This window comes from Massilia sp. LjRoot122, assembly GCF_964252725.1.
GTDB lineage: Bacteria > Pseudomonadota > Gammaproteobacteria > Burkholderiales > Burkholderiaceae_D > Telluria.
In genome coordinates this window covers 2,518,362-2,534,324 of record NZ_CAXUPB020000001.1, presented here as the reverse complement: position 1 = coordinate 2,534,324, position 15,963 = coordinate 2,518,362, and the positions used below count along the sequence as shown (strand labels likewise).

Here is a 15,963-nt window from a genome sequence, read left to right as displayed (position 1 = left end):
GCCGCCAAAATCGCACGCCCACTTGGCGAGTTTCGCAATTGCAGCCCCGCGTCCACTGCGGGCAGAATCCTTGTAGAGTGCGCCGAACCGAGCGCCCGCAAACGACAGGAGACCTATGCCTACCCCGGACGGCTTCACCAGCCATCACCAGCCTTGTTCATCCACTCTCCGGAAGAGACTGTTTGCATCGCTCGGCGCGCTCGCCCTGCTGCTCTCGCAGCCGGCAGCCGCCGAACGCATCATCGTCGTGTCCGCGGACGGCAGTGGCGACGTGCGTACCGTGCAGGAAGCCTTCGCAGCGGTGCCGGACAACAGCGCCGAGCGCACCATCATCCATATCAAGCCCGGCATCTACGACGGCCAGAAGATCCTGGCCAGGGAAAAGCACAAGGTCACGCTGCGGGGCGAGCATGCCGAGACCACCATCCTGACCTGGCACGTCAACACCAATGAAGAGCAGCCGCCAGGCACCCACCCGCGCCATAAGGGAACCGCGCTGGTGGTACTGGCCGACGACTTCAAGGCCGACAAGCTGACCTTCCAGAACAGCTCCGGCGACCACGGCCAGGCCCTGGCCCTGCGCATCGATGGTGACCGCGCCGTGGTCACCAACAGCCGCCTGCTCGGCTGGCAGGACACGGTCATGCTCAACAACGGCCGCCACTATTTCAGGGACACGTATATCGAAGGCCGCGTCGATTTCATCTACGGCAGCGCGACAGCGGTATTCGAACGCTGCGAAATCAGGAGCAAGAACGGTGGCTACGTGACCGCCGCGAGCACGCCCCCCGACCGACCCTACGGCTTCGTGTTCATCGACAGCCGCCTGACCGGCGATCCGGCACCCTGGATCGACCCCACCGGCAAGATCCCGGCGAAGGCCGTGACCCGCCCGCCATTGGCCTGGTTGGGGCGGCCATGGCGGCCGCATGGCAGCGTGGTGTTCATCAACACCGAGATGGGCGCGCACATCCAACCGGCCGGCTGGCACAATTGGGGCAAGCCGGCCAACGAACAAACCGCACGGTATGCGGAATACGGCAGCCGCGGACCGGGCGCCAACCCGGCCGCGCGGGTTGCCTGGTCACGGCAGTTGAGCGCAGGCGACGCCGCACAGCTGACCGCCGCAGGAATCCTGGGCGGAACCGACGGCTGGCATCCGCAATGAGCGACGACAAGCACCATTCACCTGCACCGATGTCCACCTCACTCATGCGCCTGCTGCTGCCGCTCATCCTGTCTCTGGCATCCCATCACGTCGCCGCCGCGCCGGTCGACGGCCGCGTCTTCGACGCGCGGACCCCGGTTCTCGAGGTCGACCTCGGCCAGCGCAGCGGCAGCGACAACCAGAGTATCGAACTGTGGCTGCGGCCGTCCGCACAGGCAGCGGAAGGCGCTGTCATCGTCGACAAGCTGACGCCCGGTACGGCCTACGGCCTCCGGCTGGAGATGGGCACGGCCGGCCGGGTGCGCGTGATCGCCAACGGCGCGCGCAGCCTCGAAACCAGCACGGCGCTGCCCATCGACCGGCCCACCCACCTCGTGGCCGCCTTCGACGCCCGCGAAAAAGTGCTTGCCCTGTACCTGAATGGCCGGCTGGACGCCAGCCTTCCCGTCGACCCCAAGCGCAAGATCGACATGGTGGGCGCCTATACGCCCTTGCGCGTGGGCGCGGGCCTGTCGGGCCAGTCCCGCTTCGCCGGCACCATCAGCTACCTGGCGGTGCATCCGCGCGCATTGACAGCCGGGGAAGTCGCGCGCCTGCCGGATGCCGCTGCCCCGGCGCCGGATGCGGTCGACGCCTGGCGCCTCGGGCCCGGAAGCGGAGAGCGCATTCCATCCGCGCTGGGGCGTACGGCCCTGGCAGTGCCGAGTGCCATTCACCCCTCCGCCGCTAAACCGGCCAATGACTTGACCCTGTGGTATCCGCGCCCGGCGCGCGAATGGCTCGAATCGCTTCCGTTCGGGAACGGCCGGCTGGGCGGCACCGTGTTCGGTGGCGTCGACCAGGAACGCATACAGCTCAACGAAGACACCATCTGGTCGGGCGGCCCCTACGATCCCGCCAACCCCGACGCGCCCGCTGCCATGAAGGAGATCCAGCAGCACCTGTTCGCCGGCCGCCAGAAGGAAGCGGAAGCGCTGACGCTCAAGTCCGCCATGGGCACGCCACTCAGGATGAGCAACTACCAGACCCTTGGCAGTGTCATGCTGGACTTCCCCGGCGCACGCGGCCCGGTCACCGGCTATCGCCGCTCGCTCGACCTGGAGACGGCGATCGCCACCACGGTGTACCGCCGCGATGGCGTCACGTATACCCGCGAAGTGTTCGCCAGCGCTCCCGATCAGGCGGTGGTGGTGCGACTGACTGCCGACCGTCCGGGCCGGATCTCCTTCGAAGCCTCGCTGGCGACGCCGTTCACCGACGCCGTCGTGCGGATGGAGGACGGCAAGCTGGCGCTGGCGGGCAGCGGCAGCCCGTTCAACGGCAAGCCTGGCGAGATCCGCTTCAAGTCACTGCTGTCGGTGCAGAGCGATGGCGGCAAGCTGCGCCATGAGACGGACGCGATGCGTGGCCCCCTGCTGGTGGTGGACAAGGCCGACTCGGTGACCCTGCTGGTGAGCGCCGGGACGAACTTCGTCAACTACCGGGACGTGAGCGGCGACGCCGATGCGCGCGCGCGGCGTGACCTCGACCACGCTGCGGCCCGGCCCTATCCTGAGCTGCGCCGGCGCCATGTGGCCGATTACCAGGCGCTGTTCAAGCGTGTGGCGCTCGACCTGGGCAGCACCGCCCAGGCCAGCCTGCCGACCGACCAGCGCATCCGCGATTTCGACGGCAGCGACACCGCGCTGGCGGCCATGTACTTCCAGTTCGGACGCTACCTGCTCATCTCATCATCCCGGCCAGGAACCCAGCCGGCCAACCTGCAGGGGATCTGGAACGACGCCTTGACCGCGGCCTGGGGCGGCAAGTACACCATCAACATCAACACCCAGGAAAACTACTGGCCCGCCGAGACCACCAACCTTGCAGAGTGCGCCGAACCGCTGTTCCAGCTGATCCGCGACATCTCCGTCACCGGACGGCGCACGGCGTCGGTCATGTACAAGGCGCGCGGCTGGGTTACCCATCACAACACGGACATCTGGCGCGCCACCGCACCGATCGACGCGGCCGTCGGGATGTGGCCAACGGGCGGCGCCTGGCTGACCTCGCACCTGTGGGAGCATTACCTGTTCTCGGGCGACCGCGCCTTCCTGGCCGAGATCTACCCGATCCTCAAGGGCGCATCCGAGTTCTTCATCGACACGCTGGTGGCGGAACCGCAGCGCGGCTGGCTGGTCACTGCGCCGTCGATGTCGCCGGAGCACGGCGGCCTGGTCGCCGGCCCGACGATGGACATGTCGATCCTGCGCGACCTGTTCGCCCAGACTGCCCGCGCCAGTGAAATCCTCGGGGTCGACGCCGGATTCCGGGCAAGCCTGCTGGCCACGCGCGCGCGCCTGGCCCCATTCCAGGTTGGCCGCCATGGCCAGCTGCAGGAATGGCTGGCGGACATCGACGGAGAGCACGACCGCCACAAGCACAATTCGCACCTGCACGGCCTCTATCCGAGCGCGCAGATCACGCCCGACACCGACCCGGCCATCTACGCCGCGGCCAGGCATTCACTGCTGACGCGCGGGACGGGCGGCACCGGCTGGTCGCTGGCATGGAAAGCCAACCTGTGGGCGCGCACCGGCGATGGCGAGCGTGCACACGGCATGCTGGCCACGCTGATCGGCACACCGAAGAACGGCAATGGCGGCACCTTCCCGAACATGTTCGATGCCCACCCGCCGCCATTCCAGATCGACGGCAACCTGGCCGGCACCGCCGCCTTCGCCGAAATGCTGCTGCAATCCCACCGCGGCTTCGTCGAACTCCTGCCCGCCCTGCCGAAGGGCTGGCCGAACGGCAGCGTCAAGGGCCTGCGCGCACGCGGCGGTTTCGAGGTCGATATCGCCTGGAAGGACGGCAAGCTGGTGTCCGCGCGTGTACGCTCGCTGCGCGGCGAGCCGCTGACGCTGCGTTATGCCGGGACGAGCCGGAGCATTACCCTGGCCGCCGGCCAGGCTGCCACCTGGAACACACAACAAGAAAGCTGGAGACTCCCATGAGCCGATCCCCCTTCCTGAACCGCAAGCGCCGCAGCCTGATGCTGGGGATGGGCGGCATGGCGGCGCTGCCGGCAATGCCCGCACTCGCCGCCCCCGGCCACGACCCGGTCCGGCATGCCGACCTGCTGTGGTACCGCCAGAGCGCGGCGCGCTGGGAAGAAGCCCTGCCGCTCGGAAACGGCCGCCTGGGCGCCATGGTGTTCGGCCGGGTGGCGCAGGAACGCCTGCAGCTGAATGAAGACACGCTGTGGGCCGGGTCGCCCTACACTCCCGACAACCCTGACGCGCTGGCAGCCCTGCCCAAGGCACGCGAGCTGCTTGCGCAAGGCAAGTACGTCGAGGCGACCGAGCTAGCCAATGCCAGCATGATGGCCAAGCCGGTCCGCCAGATGTCCTACGGTACCCTGGGCGACCTGCTGTTGACGATGACGGACGCGGAAGCCCCGAGCGAGTACGAACGCTCGCTCGACCTGGCCAGCGCGGTGGCGCAGACCCGCTACCGCACGGCGCAGGGCGCCTACCTTCGCGAGGGCTTCGTCTCGGCCCCGGACCAGGTGATCGTCCTGCGCCTGAAGGGCCCCGCCGGCAAGCTGGGCATCCAGATCGAATGGCGTGCACCGCGCAAGGTCAAGTACGTGGCGCCGAGCGACCCCGGCCTCGCTACCGACCTGGCCGGCGCCCCGCCTGTCGACTGGATGCAGCGCGAAGAAGCCGGCGCCCTGCCTGCCGACGCCAACATCGCCGCCGACGGGAGCAATGCGGTCCTGATCACGGGCCGCAACGAAGCCATGCACGGCGTCGCAGCGGGCCTGCGCTTCGCATTGCGCGTCCAGCTGATCAGCGATGGCCGCCTTTCCTACTCGGACGGCCGCCTCAGCCTGCAGGGCGCGAGCGAAGCGACACTGCTGATCGGCGCGGCAACCAGCTACGTCAACTACCGCGACGTCAGCGGCGATCCGGTCGCGATCGTGCGCGCGCAGATGGCGCGTGCCGCGGCCAAATCCTACGCTGCCCTCAAGCGCGATCACGTGCGCGAGCACCAGCGCCTGTTTTCGCGCCTGAAGATCGACCTGGGCAGCAGCGCCGCCGCCGCGCAGCCGACCGACCTGCGCATCGCCGCTGTCGGCAAGCAGTCCGACCCGTCGCTCGACGCGCTCTACCTGCAGTACGCTCGCTACTTGCTGATCTCGTCTTCGCGGCGCGGCAGCCAGCCGGCCAACCTGCAGGGCATCTGGAACGAGAGCACCAATCCGCCGTGGGGCGGCAAGTACACGATCAATATCAACACCCAGATGAACTACTGGCCCGCGGATCCGGCCGGCCTGGGCGAGTGTGTCGAACCACTCCTGCGCATGGTCGAGGATCTGTCCCAGACCGGGGCGCGGACCGCGCGCACGATGTATGGCGCGCGCGGCTGGGTCACCCACCACAATACCGACCTGTGGCGCGCCGCGGCACCCATCGACGGCGCCAAGTTCGGCCTGTGGCCTTGCGGCGGCGCCTGGCTGTGCAACACGGTGTGGGACCATTACGACTACAGCCGCGACCAGGACGTGCTGCGCCGCCTGTACCCGGTGATGCGCGGCGCCGCGCTGTTCTTCCTCGACACCCTGGTCGATGATCCCCAGGGACGCGGCCTGATCACCTCGCCCTCGCTGTCGCCGGAAAACAACCATGCCTTCGGGTCCTCGCTGGCTGCCGGGCCCGCCATGGACCGCCAGATCGTGCGTGACCTGTTCGCCCATACCCTGACTGCGGGCCGGCTGCTGCAACGGGACGCGGCACTGCTCACGCAGATCGCCGATGCGCAGGCGCGGCTCGCGCCGGATCGCGTCGGCGCACAAGGGCAGTTGCAGGAATGGCTGGAAGACTGGGACGCCGGTGCGCGCGATCCCCACCATCGTCATGTGTCCCACCTGTATGCGATCTACCCGAGCAGCCAGGTCAACGTCCGCGACACCCCGGCCCTGGCGCGCGCGGCGCGCACCTCGCTCACCCAGCGTGGCGACTTCGCCACCGGCTGGGGGACCGCCTGGCGCGTGTGCCTGTGGGCGCGCATGGGCGAAGGCGAGCGTGCCTATTCGGTGCTGAAGGGTTTGACGGGGCCGATGCGCACCTATCCCAACATGTTCGATGCCCATCCGCCCTTCCAGATCGACGGCAATTTCGGCGGCGCCGCGGGCATCATGGAAATGCTGCTGCAGTCCTGGGGCGGCGAGGTGCTGCTGCTGCCGGCACTGCCTTCCGCGTGGACGAGCGGCAGCGTCAAGGGCATTCGGGCGCGCGGCGCCTTGCTGGTGGACCTGGCCTGGCACGCGGGGCGGCTGACATCCCTGCGGATCAGCGGCAAGCCCGGCGCCAGCGTGCGCCTTCGCTACCGCGACAAGCTGGTCGCCGTCACGCTGGACCGCCACGGGAAGTTCGCCGACATTGGGCGCCTGACGGCCGCCACGGCATGAGCTGCCGGCCAGGCCGGCTGGTGCTGGTGCTGGCCCTCGCGGCCCCGTTTGCCGTCGAGGCTGGCGAGTGCGTGGAGCCCGCGGCCGATCCTGGCAACACTTATGACGCCGAGCGCACCTACCCGGGGCCGTGCGATGGGTGCGCGGACACGCGGCGCGCTACGGCATCGATCCGCAACGGATCGCGCTGGCGGGCGGATCGGCCGGTGCGCAGATCGCCGGCCTCGCCGGCCTGACCGCAAACCTGCATCCATTGGACGAGCATGCGAGGAGCGCTTCCGTGTCCAGCGCCGTACAGGCAATCATCAATGTGGACGGGACCGCCGACTTCACCACCGAAGAGTCGTTGCAGCGCGACAGGGAGCCTGGTTGGGCGGACGCTATGAGGAAGAGCCGAGGGTGTGGCATGAAGCCTCACCAATCAACTATGTCCGCCGCGGCATGCCCCCTATTCTCTTCATCGGCAGTGCCCAGGTGCGCTTCCAGGCCGGACGCGACGAGACGCTGGCCCGAATGGCAGAGCGTGGGGCCGTGGGACGGGTTGTACTCTTGCCGGATACACCGCACAGCTTCTGGCTATTCGACCCCTGGCTGCAGCCCACCGTCGATGCGGTGGTCGGCTTCCTCGACGAATACCTGCGCCTCCGGCAGGCTCAATAGCCGACCTTCTCCGCATAGGCCAGCAAGGGCGTGCCGTAACTTCCGCCCCACTGGTAGGTGTAGCGGCTTTCGGGACCGACTTTCATGATGTCGTACTGCTTGCCGACGCCGGGCGGATTGTCGGTCGGCAGGCGCCCGCTGAAGAACCCGTTATCGGTCGCGAGATCGTAGAAGCGGTACCAGGTCGTGGTGCCCGGGCTGTGCACGAAGGGCGAGCCATTCGCAGCGCGCGTCTGTCTCGGCTCGAATGCGGTGTCCTTCACCTGCACGCTGGCGCGCCGGTACCAGGCCAGGGCCGCCTTGACGGCCGCGGCGACTTCCGGGGTTTGCGGACGGGTCATCAGGAACTCCGTGATCAGGGCCGATTCCGCGCCGCTCTTGGAGGGCAATTCGAAGGACCTGCCCGTGACCGGTGCGTAGCTCAGCGCATCGTGCTGGGCGCACCAAACCGTCTTGATGCCGTCCTGGACGATCTGCGCCTTCAGGATGAAATCGACCGCCCGCTCCAGCGCCGGCTTGAAGCGCGCATGCTGCGCGGCGCTGAACAGGTCGCCGCCCAGCGGTGCCTCCCGGCGTGCCGCCGCGTCCAGCAACAGGAGCACGCGCACCATCGCATTGTCGTTGAAGGTGACGTGGTTCGAATAGCTCCCGGGTCCGCGTGACGGATACACCTGGGGGAAGCCGCCCGAGGGGTACTGCATGGTCAGCAGAAAATCCATCGCCCTGCGGGCGCTGTCGCGGTACACGGAATTGTTGGTGCGTCCATACACGTCGGCCAGCACCAGGATCTCCGACACGGTCGCGTCGTTGTCGATGGTGCCGAGCTCGACGCCGTTGCCGAGCCAGCCCGAGCGCGGCGCGCTGCCATCCCATTTCGCCGCGTACTTGGCCGGCAGCTTGTAGAAGCCGCCATGCGGCATCTGCCATGACACGATATTGTCGGCCAGGGTCCTGTCGGCGGCCAACGCGGCGGCGCCGTCGGCGTGCTGGCTGAGCCAGCGCTTATAGGCCTTCAGTTCCGCCTGCGCCGGATTACCCGCCTGGGAGAGCATCGGCGCCGCGGTGGCCGCGCGCGCGTCGCGCGCCGGCGGGGCCGCTGCGTCCCCAGCCTGTGCAGCGCCACATACCAAAGCCGCGATCACGGCCGCCATTGACGTTTTCTTCAACATACATTTCTCCTGGTTTGCGGGCGATCCTAAACGGAAGGGAGCGAGCGCGTAAAGCCATTCCTCGGCCTTGATCAATTTCGTAAACCTGGATGGCGATTCTCGCTATGCCCACCCGGCGTGCCCCCTGTACACTCGCTGGATCGACGCGCCACACATTTCTCCTTATGTTCAAGCACAGCATGCTCCCGATTTTTCAGCGCCCCGCTACGCGCCTTTCACTCGCTTTTGCGGGCCTCCTGCTTTGCCTGCCGGCGCTCGCAGCGCCGCAAGCACTGCGCTTCAACTTCACGAGCCAGCCTTCCCACGGCGCCATCCAGGTCAAGTGGAGCGAAGGGGGCGGCGCCCCCATGTTCGATGCCGCCACCGGCCATGGTTTCGTGGAGCGTACCGGCGCCCTTCCCCCGCGTCCGGTACATACGGCCGGCATCCGCAGTGACGGCAACGGTTTTGTGATCGCCGAACCGGTCTTCGAGGCCGAGAAGAACTTTGAGAAGGACCACTACAACCACTTCGGCATGGCCTTCCGCATCAAGGCCGCGCCGGGCGCCTATGCGATCCGGGTCAGGACCACCTCGAGCGTCGACGACAGTATCGTGTCGGTCACCGGCATGCAGACCAGCCGCCTCGCGCCGGGCGGGTTCTGGGACGCCGCCGGGCTGCTGCCGAACAAGACCACCGTGTCCTCGCAGGGCCAGGAATGGTCTTACCGCTATGTCAACGGGCGCGACTTCCTCGACATCGAGATCGAGCCGAAGCGGCCGAACACCCCGGTCGGGTTCGAGGAAATCAGCATCACGCCGATCGCTCCCCAGGCCAGGCCGGCCGGCGTGCTGCCGGCGATTTACACGCTCGGCGATTCCACCGTCAAAACCTACACCTTCGACGAAGCCCCGATGAGCGGCTGGGGCCAGGTGTTCGACAAGCTGTTCGACGCGCAAAAAGTGCGGGTGCTGAACTACGCCATGGGCGGACGGTCCTTCCGCAACGCCTATGCCGAAGGCAGGCTGAACGACCTCCTGCTGGCCGGCCACGTCGGCGACGTCGTCATGATCCAGTTCGGCCACAACGACGAAAGCGAAGACGAGACGCGTCGCTACGGGCGCGGTTCGACCGAAGCGATGTACGAAAGCTTCATCACCGAGTTCTACCTGCCGGCGATCCGGGCGCGCGGCATGGTCCCGGTCTTCGTCACGCCGATGTCACGCGTGAACGGCAATCTCCGCCCGGGCGAAGCCTATGTGAACTCGTTCAAGAAGCGGCACTTTCCCGATCTGATGAAAAAGCTGGGCGCGGCACACGGGGTCACGGTGGTCGACCTGAACGCGCGCAGCGTCGAGTTCTACAACCAGGCCGGCGTCCCCGCCATCACGGCGATGGTAATGGCGATCGAGGCCGGCGAAACACCCGGCAAGACCAATGACGGCAGCTATGCCAACGGCCACCCTGCCAACAAGATCGACGGCACCCACTTCCGCGAATCGCTGTCGAAGCAGTACGCACGGATCGTCGCCAGCGAACTGGCGCAGCTCGCGCAACAGGGCGACCGCGTCGCGGCCGGCATCGCGGCGACGCTCAGGAGCGAGGTGCGGGCCGCGATCGCCGCCCGCGACTGGTCGGCGATCCATCCCGAGATCGCGCGCGACATCGCCGCCGGCGACGGCGCCTACTACCGCGACCAGATCGAAAAGCTGCTGCAGCTGGGCGCCTTGCGCAAGGATGCCGAGGGCAACTTCAATCCGCAGCAGCCCATGCAGGTGCGCGAATTCGTCGCGGCTCTCGCCAGCGTGATGAAGCTGCCGGCCACCGCCCTGGCCCGCCATGCCAACGGTCCGCGAGACGCAGCCTTGGTGCGCGAGCTCATGGGCACGATCCTGCTCGACGCCTATCACGCCAAATTCAGCGCCAAACCGAAGTTCATGACCGACTACAACGGCAAGACGGTGGTGCCGGGTGCGGCCGGCTACGATCCCAACCTCGACAGCGGCGCCCAGGGCGCGATGTATTATCCGCTGGTCGGCTGGGACCGGCTGCTCGACACCGGGGACGTCTCCGCCCCCTATGCCGCCCGGCTCAGGGTAGCCTACGAACTCGGCTTGATGCGTTCGGAGGCGGGCATCGCGCGCGGCCGCATGGTGAATGGCCGCCTGCTGGAACCGAAGGCCACCGTCACCCGCGCCAAGGCGGCCAAGGCCCTGTACTTCATGTGGGTGCTGGCGCAGCCGCCGAAAGCCGAGAACGACCAGTAGGCCGGACAGCGGCTGCTTCGCCCAGGAGTCGACATGAAAAAACCGCCGAAAGGCGGTTTTTTCATTCGCTAGAACGGCTTCAGTACTTGCCGCCCGCTGACCCTCACCCTGGCCGCAGCACCAGCCGATGGTTTCGCGCCGCCCGGCTGGCCGCCGCCGATCCAGATATCCGCCGCGCCTGGCGGCACAATCCGCGTGCCACTGGCGTCAACAATGCTCAGCGCCTGGGCATCGAGCCTGAAGCTCAACTTGCGGGTCTCGCCGGCCTTCAGGTGCACGCGCTGGAAGTGCTTGAGCGAACGAATCGGGGCGCCATCGCCCTTGCGCGACACGTACAGCTGCACCACTTCGTCGCTGTCCCGGCTTCCGCTGTTGCGCACGTCGACCGTCAGCTCGACCGGCTCGCCCGCTTTGAACCTGGTCTTGTTCAGTTTCGGCTTGCCGTAGCTGAAGGAGGTGTAGCTCAGGCCATAGCCGAAGGGGTACAGCGGCTCGCCGCTGAAGTAACGGTAGGTGCGCCCCTTCATGCTGTAATCGGCGAACGGCGGCAACTGGTCGGCCGACTTGTAGAAGGTGACCGGCAGGCGACCCGCCGGGCTGTAGTCGCCGGCCAGCAGTTCGGCCACCGCCTGGCCGCCCTCGCCGCCCGGATACCAGGCTTCGACGATGGCCGGCAGCCTGGCGTCGGCCCAGTTCACGCTCATCGCACTGCCGTTCATCAGCACCAGCACCACAGGCTTGCCGGTCGCATGCAGGCGCTCCAGGAGCTTTTGCTGCGGCCCCGGCAGGTCAAGCGTAGTGCGGTCGCCGCCGTTGAAGCCTGGCGCCTTGACGCTCATCGCCTCGCCTTCGAAGCGGGCCGTCAGGCCGGCCACGAAGACCAGCACGTCGGCATCCTGCGCCGCCTTCAGTGCGAGCGCGTCGCTGGAACCAGGGGGGCTCCACTGCAGGCGATGGTCACCGCGGGTGCCCTTCTGCATCGCCTCGACCCTGACTTTGTAGACCTGGCCCGCAGTCAGCTGGACATCGGTGTCCGAGGTCGGCCAGGCGATGTCCCAGACATCCGCGACCAGCTTGTCGTCGACCCAGATGCGGTAACCGCTTTCGCCGGAGTAGCGGAAGTTGAAGGCGCCGCTATCGGTCGGACGGATGTAGCCGGTCCAACGCATGGCAGAGGAACGTTCCACGCGCGTCGGTGTGCCCCAGGCCACCCGGGCATTGGTTTCCTTTCGCAGCGCGACCGGCGTACCGGCCACCTTGATGCCCTTGAATTCCTCGGCCTGCAATCCCGGCTGGGTGCAGGCGGCGTCCAGGCACAGTGCCGCGTCCGGAACATCTTCCAGCGGCGGGCCGACCCAGCCGGTGCCTTCGACGAAGCTGACCTGCGAGTTAGCGAAGCGGGCCTTGATGCCGGCATACACGGTGATTGGCTGAGACGGCGTGCCGTTGTAATTACCCACCAGCGCATCGACGCTGTTCGCGTTCGGTCCGATGACGACGATGCGGCCCGGCGCTGTCTTGAACGGCAGCAGGCCATCGTTTTTCAACAAGACCATCGATTCACGCGCCGCCCTGGTCGACAGCGCGCGGTGCTCCGGCGTGTCGAAGTCTTTCGCGGTGATCGCAGAAAATGGCCCCTGGCCCGGCGCGTCCAGCAGGCCAAGGCGCACGCGCGCCACCATCAGACGCCGCACCGCTTCGTCCAGCTGGGCCTCCGAGACCAGGCCCTGCCTCACCGCATTGACGGTCACCGCCGGATCTGCCGTGTCCTTCGCGCCCGACGAGCAAAACAGGTCGGTGCCGGCCTTGATCGAGATGGCCGCGGCTTCTTCGGGCGTCTTGACGTAGCCGTGCTTGTTCGACATGTGGATGTCGGCGATTGCGGCGCAGTCAGAGACGACGTGGCCGTCGAATTTCCAGTCCTTGCGCAGGATGTCACGCAAGTAGTTCTCGTTGGCGCATGCCGGAATCCCGTCGACCGCGTTATAGGCGCACATCACCGCCTGGGCCTTGGCCTCGGTCACTGCGGTGTAAAAGGCCGGCAGGTAGGTGTCGACCACATCGTGCTGCGATGGATTGACGTTGAATTGGTGGCGCTCCGGCTCCGGGCCGCTGTGCACCGCGTAGTGTTTGACCGTCGCGACGGTCTTGGGATAATCGGGATTGTCGCCCTGGAGGCCGCGGATGAAGGCAGCCCCCATGTGCGCGGTCAGGTAGGGATCCTCGCCCCAGGTCTCCTGCCCCCGTCCCCAGCGCGGGTCGCGGAAGATGTTGACGTTGGGCGACCACACAGTGAGGCCCGGCCCCCCGGCGATGCTGCCGTCCGGCCGGCGCTTCGACAGGTATTTTGCGCGGAATTCAGTTGCGGTGGTATCCGCGATCTCGCGGATCAGGCGGGGGTTCCAGGTGGCCGCCATGCCGATCGCCTGCGGGAACACCGTGGCCTCACCGGCGCGCGCCACCCCGTGCAGGCCCTCGTTCCAGTAGTTATAGCCGGGGATGCCCAGGCGCGCGATCGCGGGCGCGCGGTGCTGGATCTGTGCCGCCTTCTCTTCCAATGTCATCTGCGACACCAGCCTGGCGGCGCGCTGCTCGGCGGACGCGGGGGCCTCTGCCTGTGCCGATACTGCCAAGGTCGCGAGCCCGTAGGCAAGGGTGCGGCGCCGTGCGCCGCTGGGGTGGAAGCTCATCGTCTTGTCTCCTGTTCTTGGCTGGCGTTCAGTTCGGCGAGATGCTAGCAGAGCCGTTCAGAGCCAAGAACAGGCGCCCGTCCATTTACGGGAAATTGATATGGGCCTTGGTGAATTTGATGTGGCGAAGTCCGCGAACGCCTGAGAATTCAGGCCTTCACCTGCTTGCCGTTGACGACCACGTTCTCCAGCCGCAGGTTGGCGACGTCCGCCGTGTCGAGCTTCTCCCGGTCCAGCCTGACGTCGAAGTCCTTCAGCAGGATGTCGCTGATCGTGGTCTGGCCGGGGTTCGGCTTGATCGTGCCGAAGGCCTTCAGGCGTCCGCGGATGCCGACCAGGCTGATGTTGCGCACGATCGATTGCGGCGGCGGCGCGCCCTTCAGGTCGAAGTACTGCGTCCAGGGCTGGATCGTCACGATCTGGCCGCCGGAAGAATCGACGCTGATGTTCCTGAAATGGATGTTCTCGTAGTGCTGCGGCGTATCGGGCCGCAGCTTGAACACGGCCAGGCTGTCCACCTTGCCGGTCACCCTGCAGTCCTCGATGAGGACGTCGCGCACCAGGGTCGCTTCGCTGCCGAGAGCCAGCATGTGGTGGCCGCGCTTGAACTCGCAATTGCGTACCCGTATGCCGATCACCGGCGGACTGTCCTTGTCCTCCATGGCGCGCGGCCCCTTCGACCCTTTGGCGGCGATGCAGTCGTCCGTCACCGAGAAATAGCAGCCTTCGACCAGCACGTTCTGGCAGCTGTCCAGGTCGATGCCGTCGCTGCTGGGGGCCTGGTGGTAGTCGTCGGGAACCTGGAAGCGGGCATTGCGCACCGTGACCTGCTGGCAGCGGTACAGGTGCAGGTTCCAGAATTGCGAGTCCTTGAAGGTGACGCCCTCGATCGTGACGTCGCGCGAGCGCTCGATCAGCGCCAGCCGCGCACGCGGGATGCCGATGTTCTTGAAATTGTGGGGGTCGGGCGCGGCATTGCGCAGCTTCCAGAACAGGTCCCAGATCGGCCGTCCGGCGCCGTCGAGGGTGCCTGCGCCGCTGATTTTCAAGCCGTCGCAGCCATTGGCATTGATCAGGGCCGGATTGAAGTTCTCGGCGAAGTGGCCTTCGATGCGGGTGCGGCCCGCCGGGAAGTGCTTCAGGTCCGTCGAGCAGCGCAAGACGGCGCCCTGCTCCAGGTGCAGGTTGACCTTCGGTTTCAGGAACAGCGCGCCGCTGACGAACACCCCGGCCGGCACGACCACGGTGCCGCCACCCTGGGCGGCCGCGTGCTCGATGGTCTTCTGGATGGCCGCGGTATTGACCGTGACGCCATCGGCGACGGCGCCGAAATGCGTGATGACGAATTGATTCGGCCCGGCCGCCAGCGCCTGCGACGGGCGCCCCCAGAGGGGGGCCGTCAGCATCGACAGCGTGATGGCGCGGCGGAGGAAAAATCGGTTTGGCATGCTGGTTTCCTGGGCTAGAGTTCGCGAATGATTATAGGTATAGACGAAAACCGCGCAGCAATCCCTGGCCGCGGGAAGGAAAATCACATTCTTGATTGTTTTGGGCCCTAATCCGCGGTGATCTTGCCGTCTACGATGACCTTGCCCCAGCGCGCCTGCTCCAGTGCCTGGAAAGCCTTGAACTGTTCGGGCGAATTGGCCACGATGTCGAATCCCTGCTCGAGCAGCTTGCCGCTGACCTCGGGCTCCTTCAGGGCGGCGACGATCGCGCCGTGCAGCTTCGCTTTCACGTCTTTCGGCAAGCCTTTCGGCGCGGCGAAGGCCTGCCACGAATAGACCTCGACGCCGGGCACGCCGGTCTCGCCCAGGGTCGGCACCTTGGGCAGGACCACGGATCGGCGCTCGCTGGTGACGGCGAGCGCCTTCAGCCTGCCGGACCGGATGTGGGGCAGCGCGGTATTAACGTTGACGAAGGAGGCGGAAGTCTGGCCACCCAGCAGGTCGGTGATGGCGGGCCCGCCGCCCTTGTAGGGCACGTGCAGGCCGCTGGTGCCGCTCTTTTGCCAGAACAGTTCGGCCGTCAGGTGGTCGGAACTGCCGTTGCCGGACGAAGCAAAGGCCAGCTTGCCCGGATGCTTCTTCAGGTGCGCGATCAGCTCCGGCACCGTATTGACGGGCAGCGCTGGATGCACGACCAGGACGTTCGGGGCCTGCACCGCCACCGTCAGCAGATCGAAATCCCTGGACGGGTCATAGGGCAGCTTCTTCTGCAGCCACTGGTTCATGGCATACACGCCGATCGAGGCGGCCAGCACGGTATAGCCGTCCGGCGCGGCGCGCTTGACCATTCCGGCCCCGATGGCGCCGGTCGCGCCCGGGCGGTTGTCGACGATCACGGGCTGTCCGAGGCGCGCGCTCATTTTCGCGCCGACGGCGCGGGCGATCGCGTCGGTCGACCCGCCTGCCGGGAAAGGCACGACGATGGTGATCGGCCGCTCCGGGTAGGCGGCCTGCACGCCCAGCACGACCGACATGCCCACGCACAGTCCCAGCAAGAGTCGCTTGGCTTTCATGTTCTGTCTCCTCAAGTTCGGATGATTAAACCATACCTCTGGCGCCGGGTTGAA

At 67.0% G+C, this 15,963-nt stretch carries 9 protein-coding genes and 1 pseudogene; 6 read left to right on the top strand and 4 right to left on the bottom strand.

Going from position 1 to position 15,963, the window contains the following annotated elements; all coding sequences use genetic code 11:
• Window positions 1-115: 115 nt before the first annotated feature.
• From ACSQ25_RS11085 to ACSQ25_RS11065, 5 genes and pseudogenes are all read left to right on the top strand, one after another.
• Window positions 116-1,168, top strand: a complete 1,053-nt coding sequence (locus tag ACSQ25_RS11085; RefSeq protein ID WP_436105744.1) for a pectinesterase family protein — start codon at window positions 116-118, stop codon at window positions 1,166-1,168.
• Window positions 1,165-4,164, top strand: coding sequence for a glycosyl hydrolase family 95 catalytic domain-containing protein (locus ACSQ25_RS11080; RefSeq protein WP_436105743.1), 3,000 nt, complete (start codon window positions 1,165-1,167; stop codon window positions 4,162-4,164). The genes ACSQ25_RS11085 and ACSQ25_RS11080 overlap by 4 nt, the downstream gene beginning before the upstream one ends.
• Window positions 4,161-6,623 (top strand): glycoside hydrolase family 95 protein, encoded by a 2,463-nt coding sequence (locus tag ACSQ25_RS11075; protein WP_436105742.1) that lies wholly within the window; start codon window positions 4,161-4,163, stop codon window positions 6,621-6,623. Before ACSQ25_RS11080 ends, ACSQ25_RS11075 begins: the two co-directional genes overlap by 4 nt.
• A 130-nt stretch (window positions 6,624-6,753) precedes the next feature.
• Window positions 6,754-7,020 (top strand): annotated as a pseudogene (locus ACSQ25_RS11070) (alpha/beta hydrolase fold domain-containing protein); the annotation flags it as partial.
• Between the two features lie 2 nt (window positions 7,021-7,022).
• Window positions 7,023-7,283, top strand: a complete 261-nt coding sequence (locus ACSQ25_RS11065; protein WP_436108127.1) for a hypothetical protein — start codon at window positions 7,023-7,025, stop codon at window positions 7,281-7,283.
• Here ACSQ25_RS11065 and pelA read toward each other — a convergent pair.
• A complete protein-coding gene (gene pelA / locus ACSQ25_RS11060) occupies window positions 7,277-8,452 on the bottom strand; it encodes a pectate lyase (RefSeq protein WP_436105741.1) in 1,176 nt (391 codons plus the stop codon). The genes ACSQ25_RS11065 and pelA overlap by 7 nt on opposite strands.
• Before the next feature lie 179 nt (window positions 8,453-8,631).
• Between pelA and ACSQ25_RS11055 the strand changes: the two genes are divergently transcribed.
• The gene (locus ACSQ25_RS11055) at window positions 8,632-10,698 is read left to right on the top strand and encodes a GDSL-type esterase/lipase family protein (RefSeq protein ID WP_436105740.1); all 2,067 of its coding nucleotides are present in this window, start codon (window positions 8,632-8,634) and stop codon (window positions 10,696-10,698) included.
• Window positions 10,699-10,766: 68 nt separating this feature from the next.
• Here ACSQ25_RS11055 and ACSQ25_RS11050 read toward each other — a convergent pair whose 3' ends face one another.
• The 3 genes from ACSQ25_RS11050 to ACSQ25_RS11040 form a co-directional block, all read right to left on the bottom strand.
• A complete protein-coding gene (locus tag ACSQ25_RS11050; RefSeq protein ID WP_436105739.1) occupies window positions 10,767-13,388 on the bottom strand; it encodes a glycoside hydrolase family 3 C-terminal domain-containing protein in 2,622 nt (873 codons plus the stop codon).
• A gap of 149 nt (window positions 13,389-13,537) precedes the next feature.
• Window positions 13,538-14,836: a glycoside hydrolase family 28 protein gene (locus tag ACSQ25_RS11045; RefSeq protein ID WP_436105738.1), complete on the bottom strand. Its 1,299-nt coding sequence runs from the start codon at window positions 14,834-14,836 to the stop codon at window positions 13,538-13,540.
• Window positions 14,837-14,943: 107 nt separating this feature from the next.
• On the bottom strand, window positions 14,944-15,909 hold the full coding sequence (locus ACSQ25_RS11040) for a Bug family tripartite tricarboxylate transporter substrate binding protein (RefSeq protein ID WP_436105737.1): 966 nt from the start codon (window positions 15,907-15,909) through the stop codon (window positions 14,944-14,946).
• Window positions 15,910-15,963 lie beyond the last annotated feature (54 nt).

Excerpts from the sequence above, each read along its gene's own strand:
- ACSQ25_RS11045 (WP_436105738.1), bottom strand. The coding sequence starts at position 14,836 with ATGCCAAACCGATTTTTCCTCCGCCGCGCCATCACGCTGTCGATGCTG.
- ACSQ25_RS11085 (WP_436105744.1), top strand. The coding sequence starts at position 116 with ATGCCTACCCCGGACGGCTTCACCAGCCATCACCAGCCTTGTTCATCC.
- ACSQ25_RS11050 (WP_436105739.1), bottom strand. The coding sequence starts at position 13,388 with ATGAGCTTCCACCCCAGCGGCGCACGGCGCCGCACCCTTGCCTACGGG.
- ACSQ25_RS11040 (WP_436105737.1), bottom strand. The coding sequence starts at position 15,909 with ATGAAAGCCAAGCGACTCTTGCTGGGACTGTGCGTGGGCATGTCGGTC.
- ACSQ25_RS11055 (WP_436105740.1), top strand. The coding sequence starts at position 8,632 with ATGCTCCCGATTTTTCAGCGCCCCGCTACGCGCCTTTCACTCGCTTTT.
- ACSQ25_RS11075 (WP_436105742.1), top strand. The coding sequence starts at position 4,161 with ATGAGCCGATCCCCCTTCCTGAACCGCAAGCGCCGCAGCCTGATGCTG.
- ACSQ25_RS11080 (WP_436105743.1), top strand. The coding sequence starts at position 1,165 with ATGAGCGACGACAAGCACCATTCACCTGCACCGATGTCCACCTCACTC.
- pelA (WP_436105741.1), bottom strand. The coding sequence starts at position 8,452 with ATGTTGAAGAAAACGTCAATGGCGGCCGTGATCGCGGCTTTGGTATGT.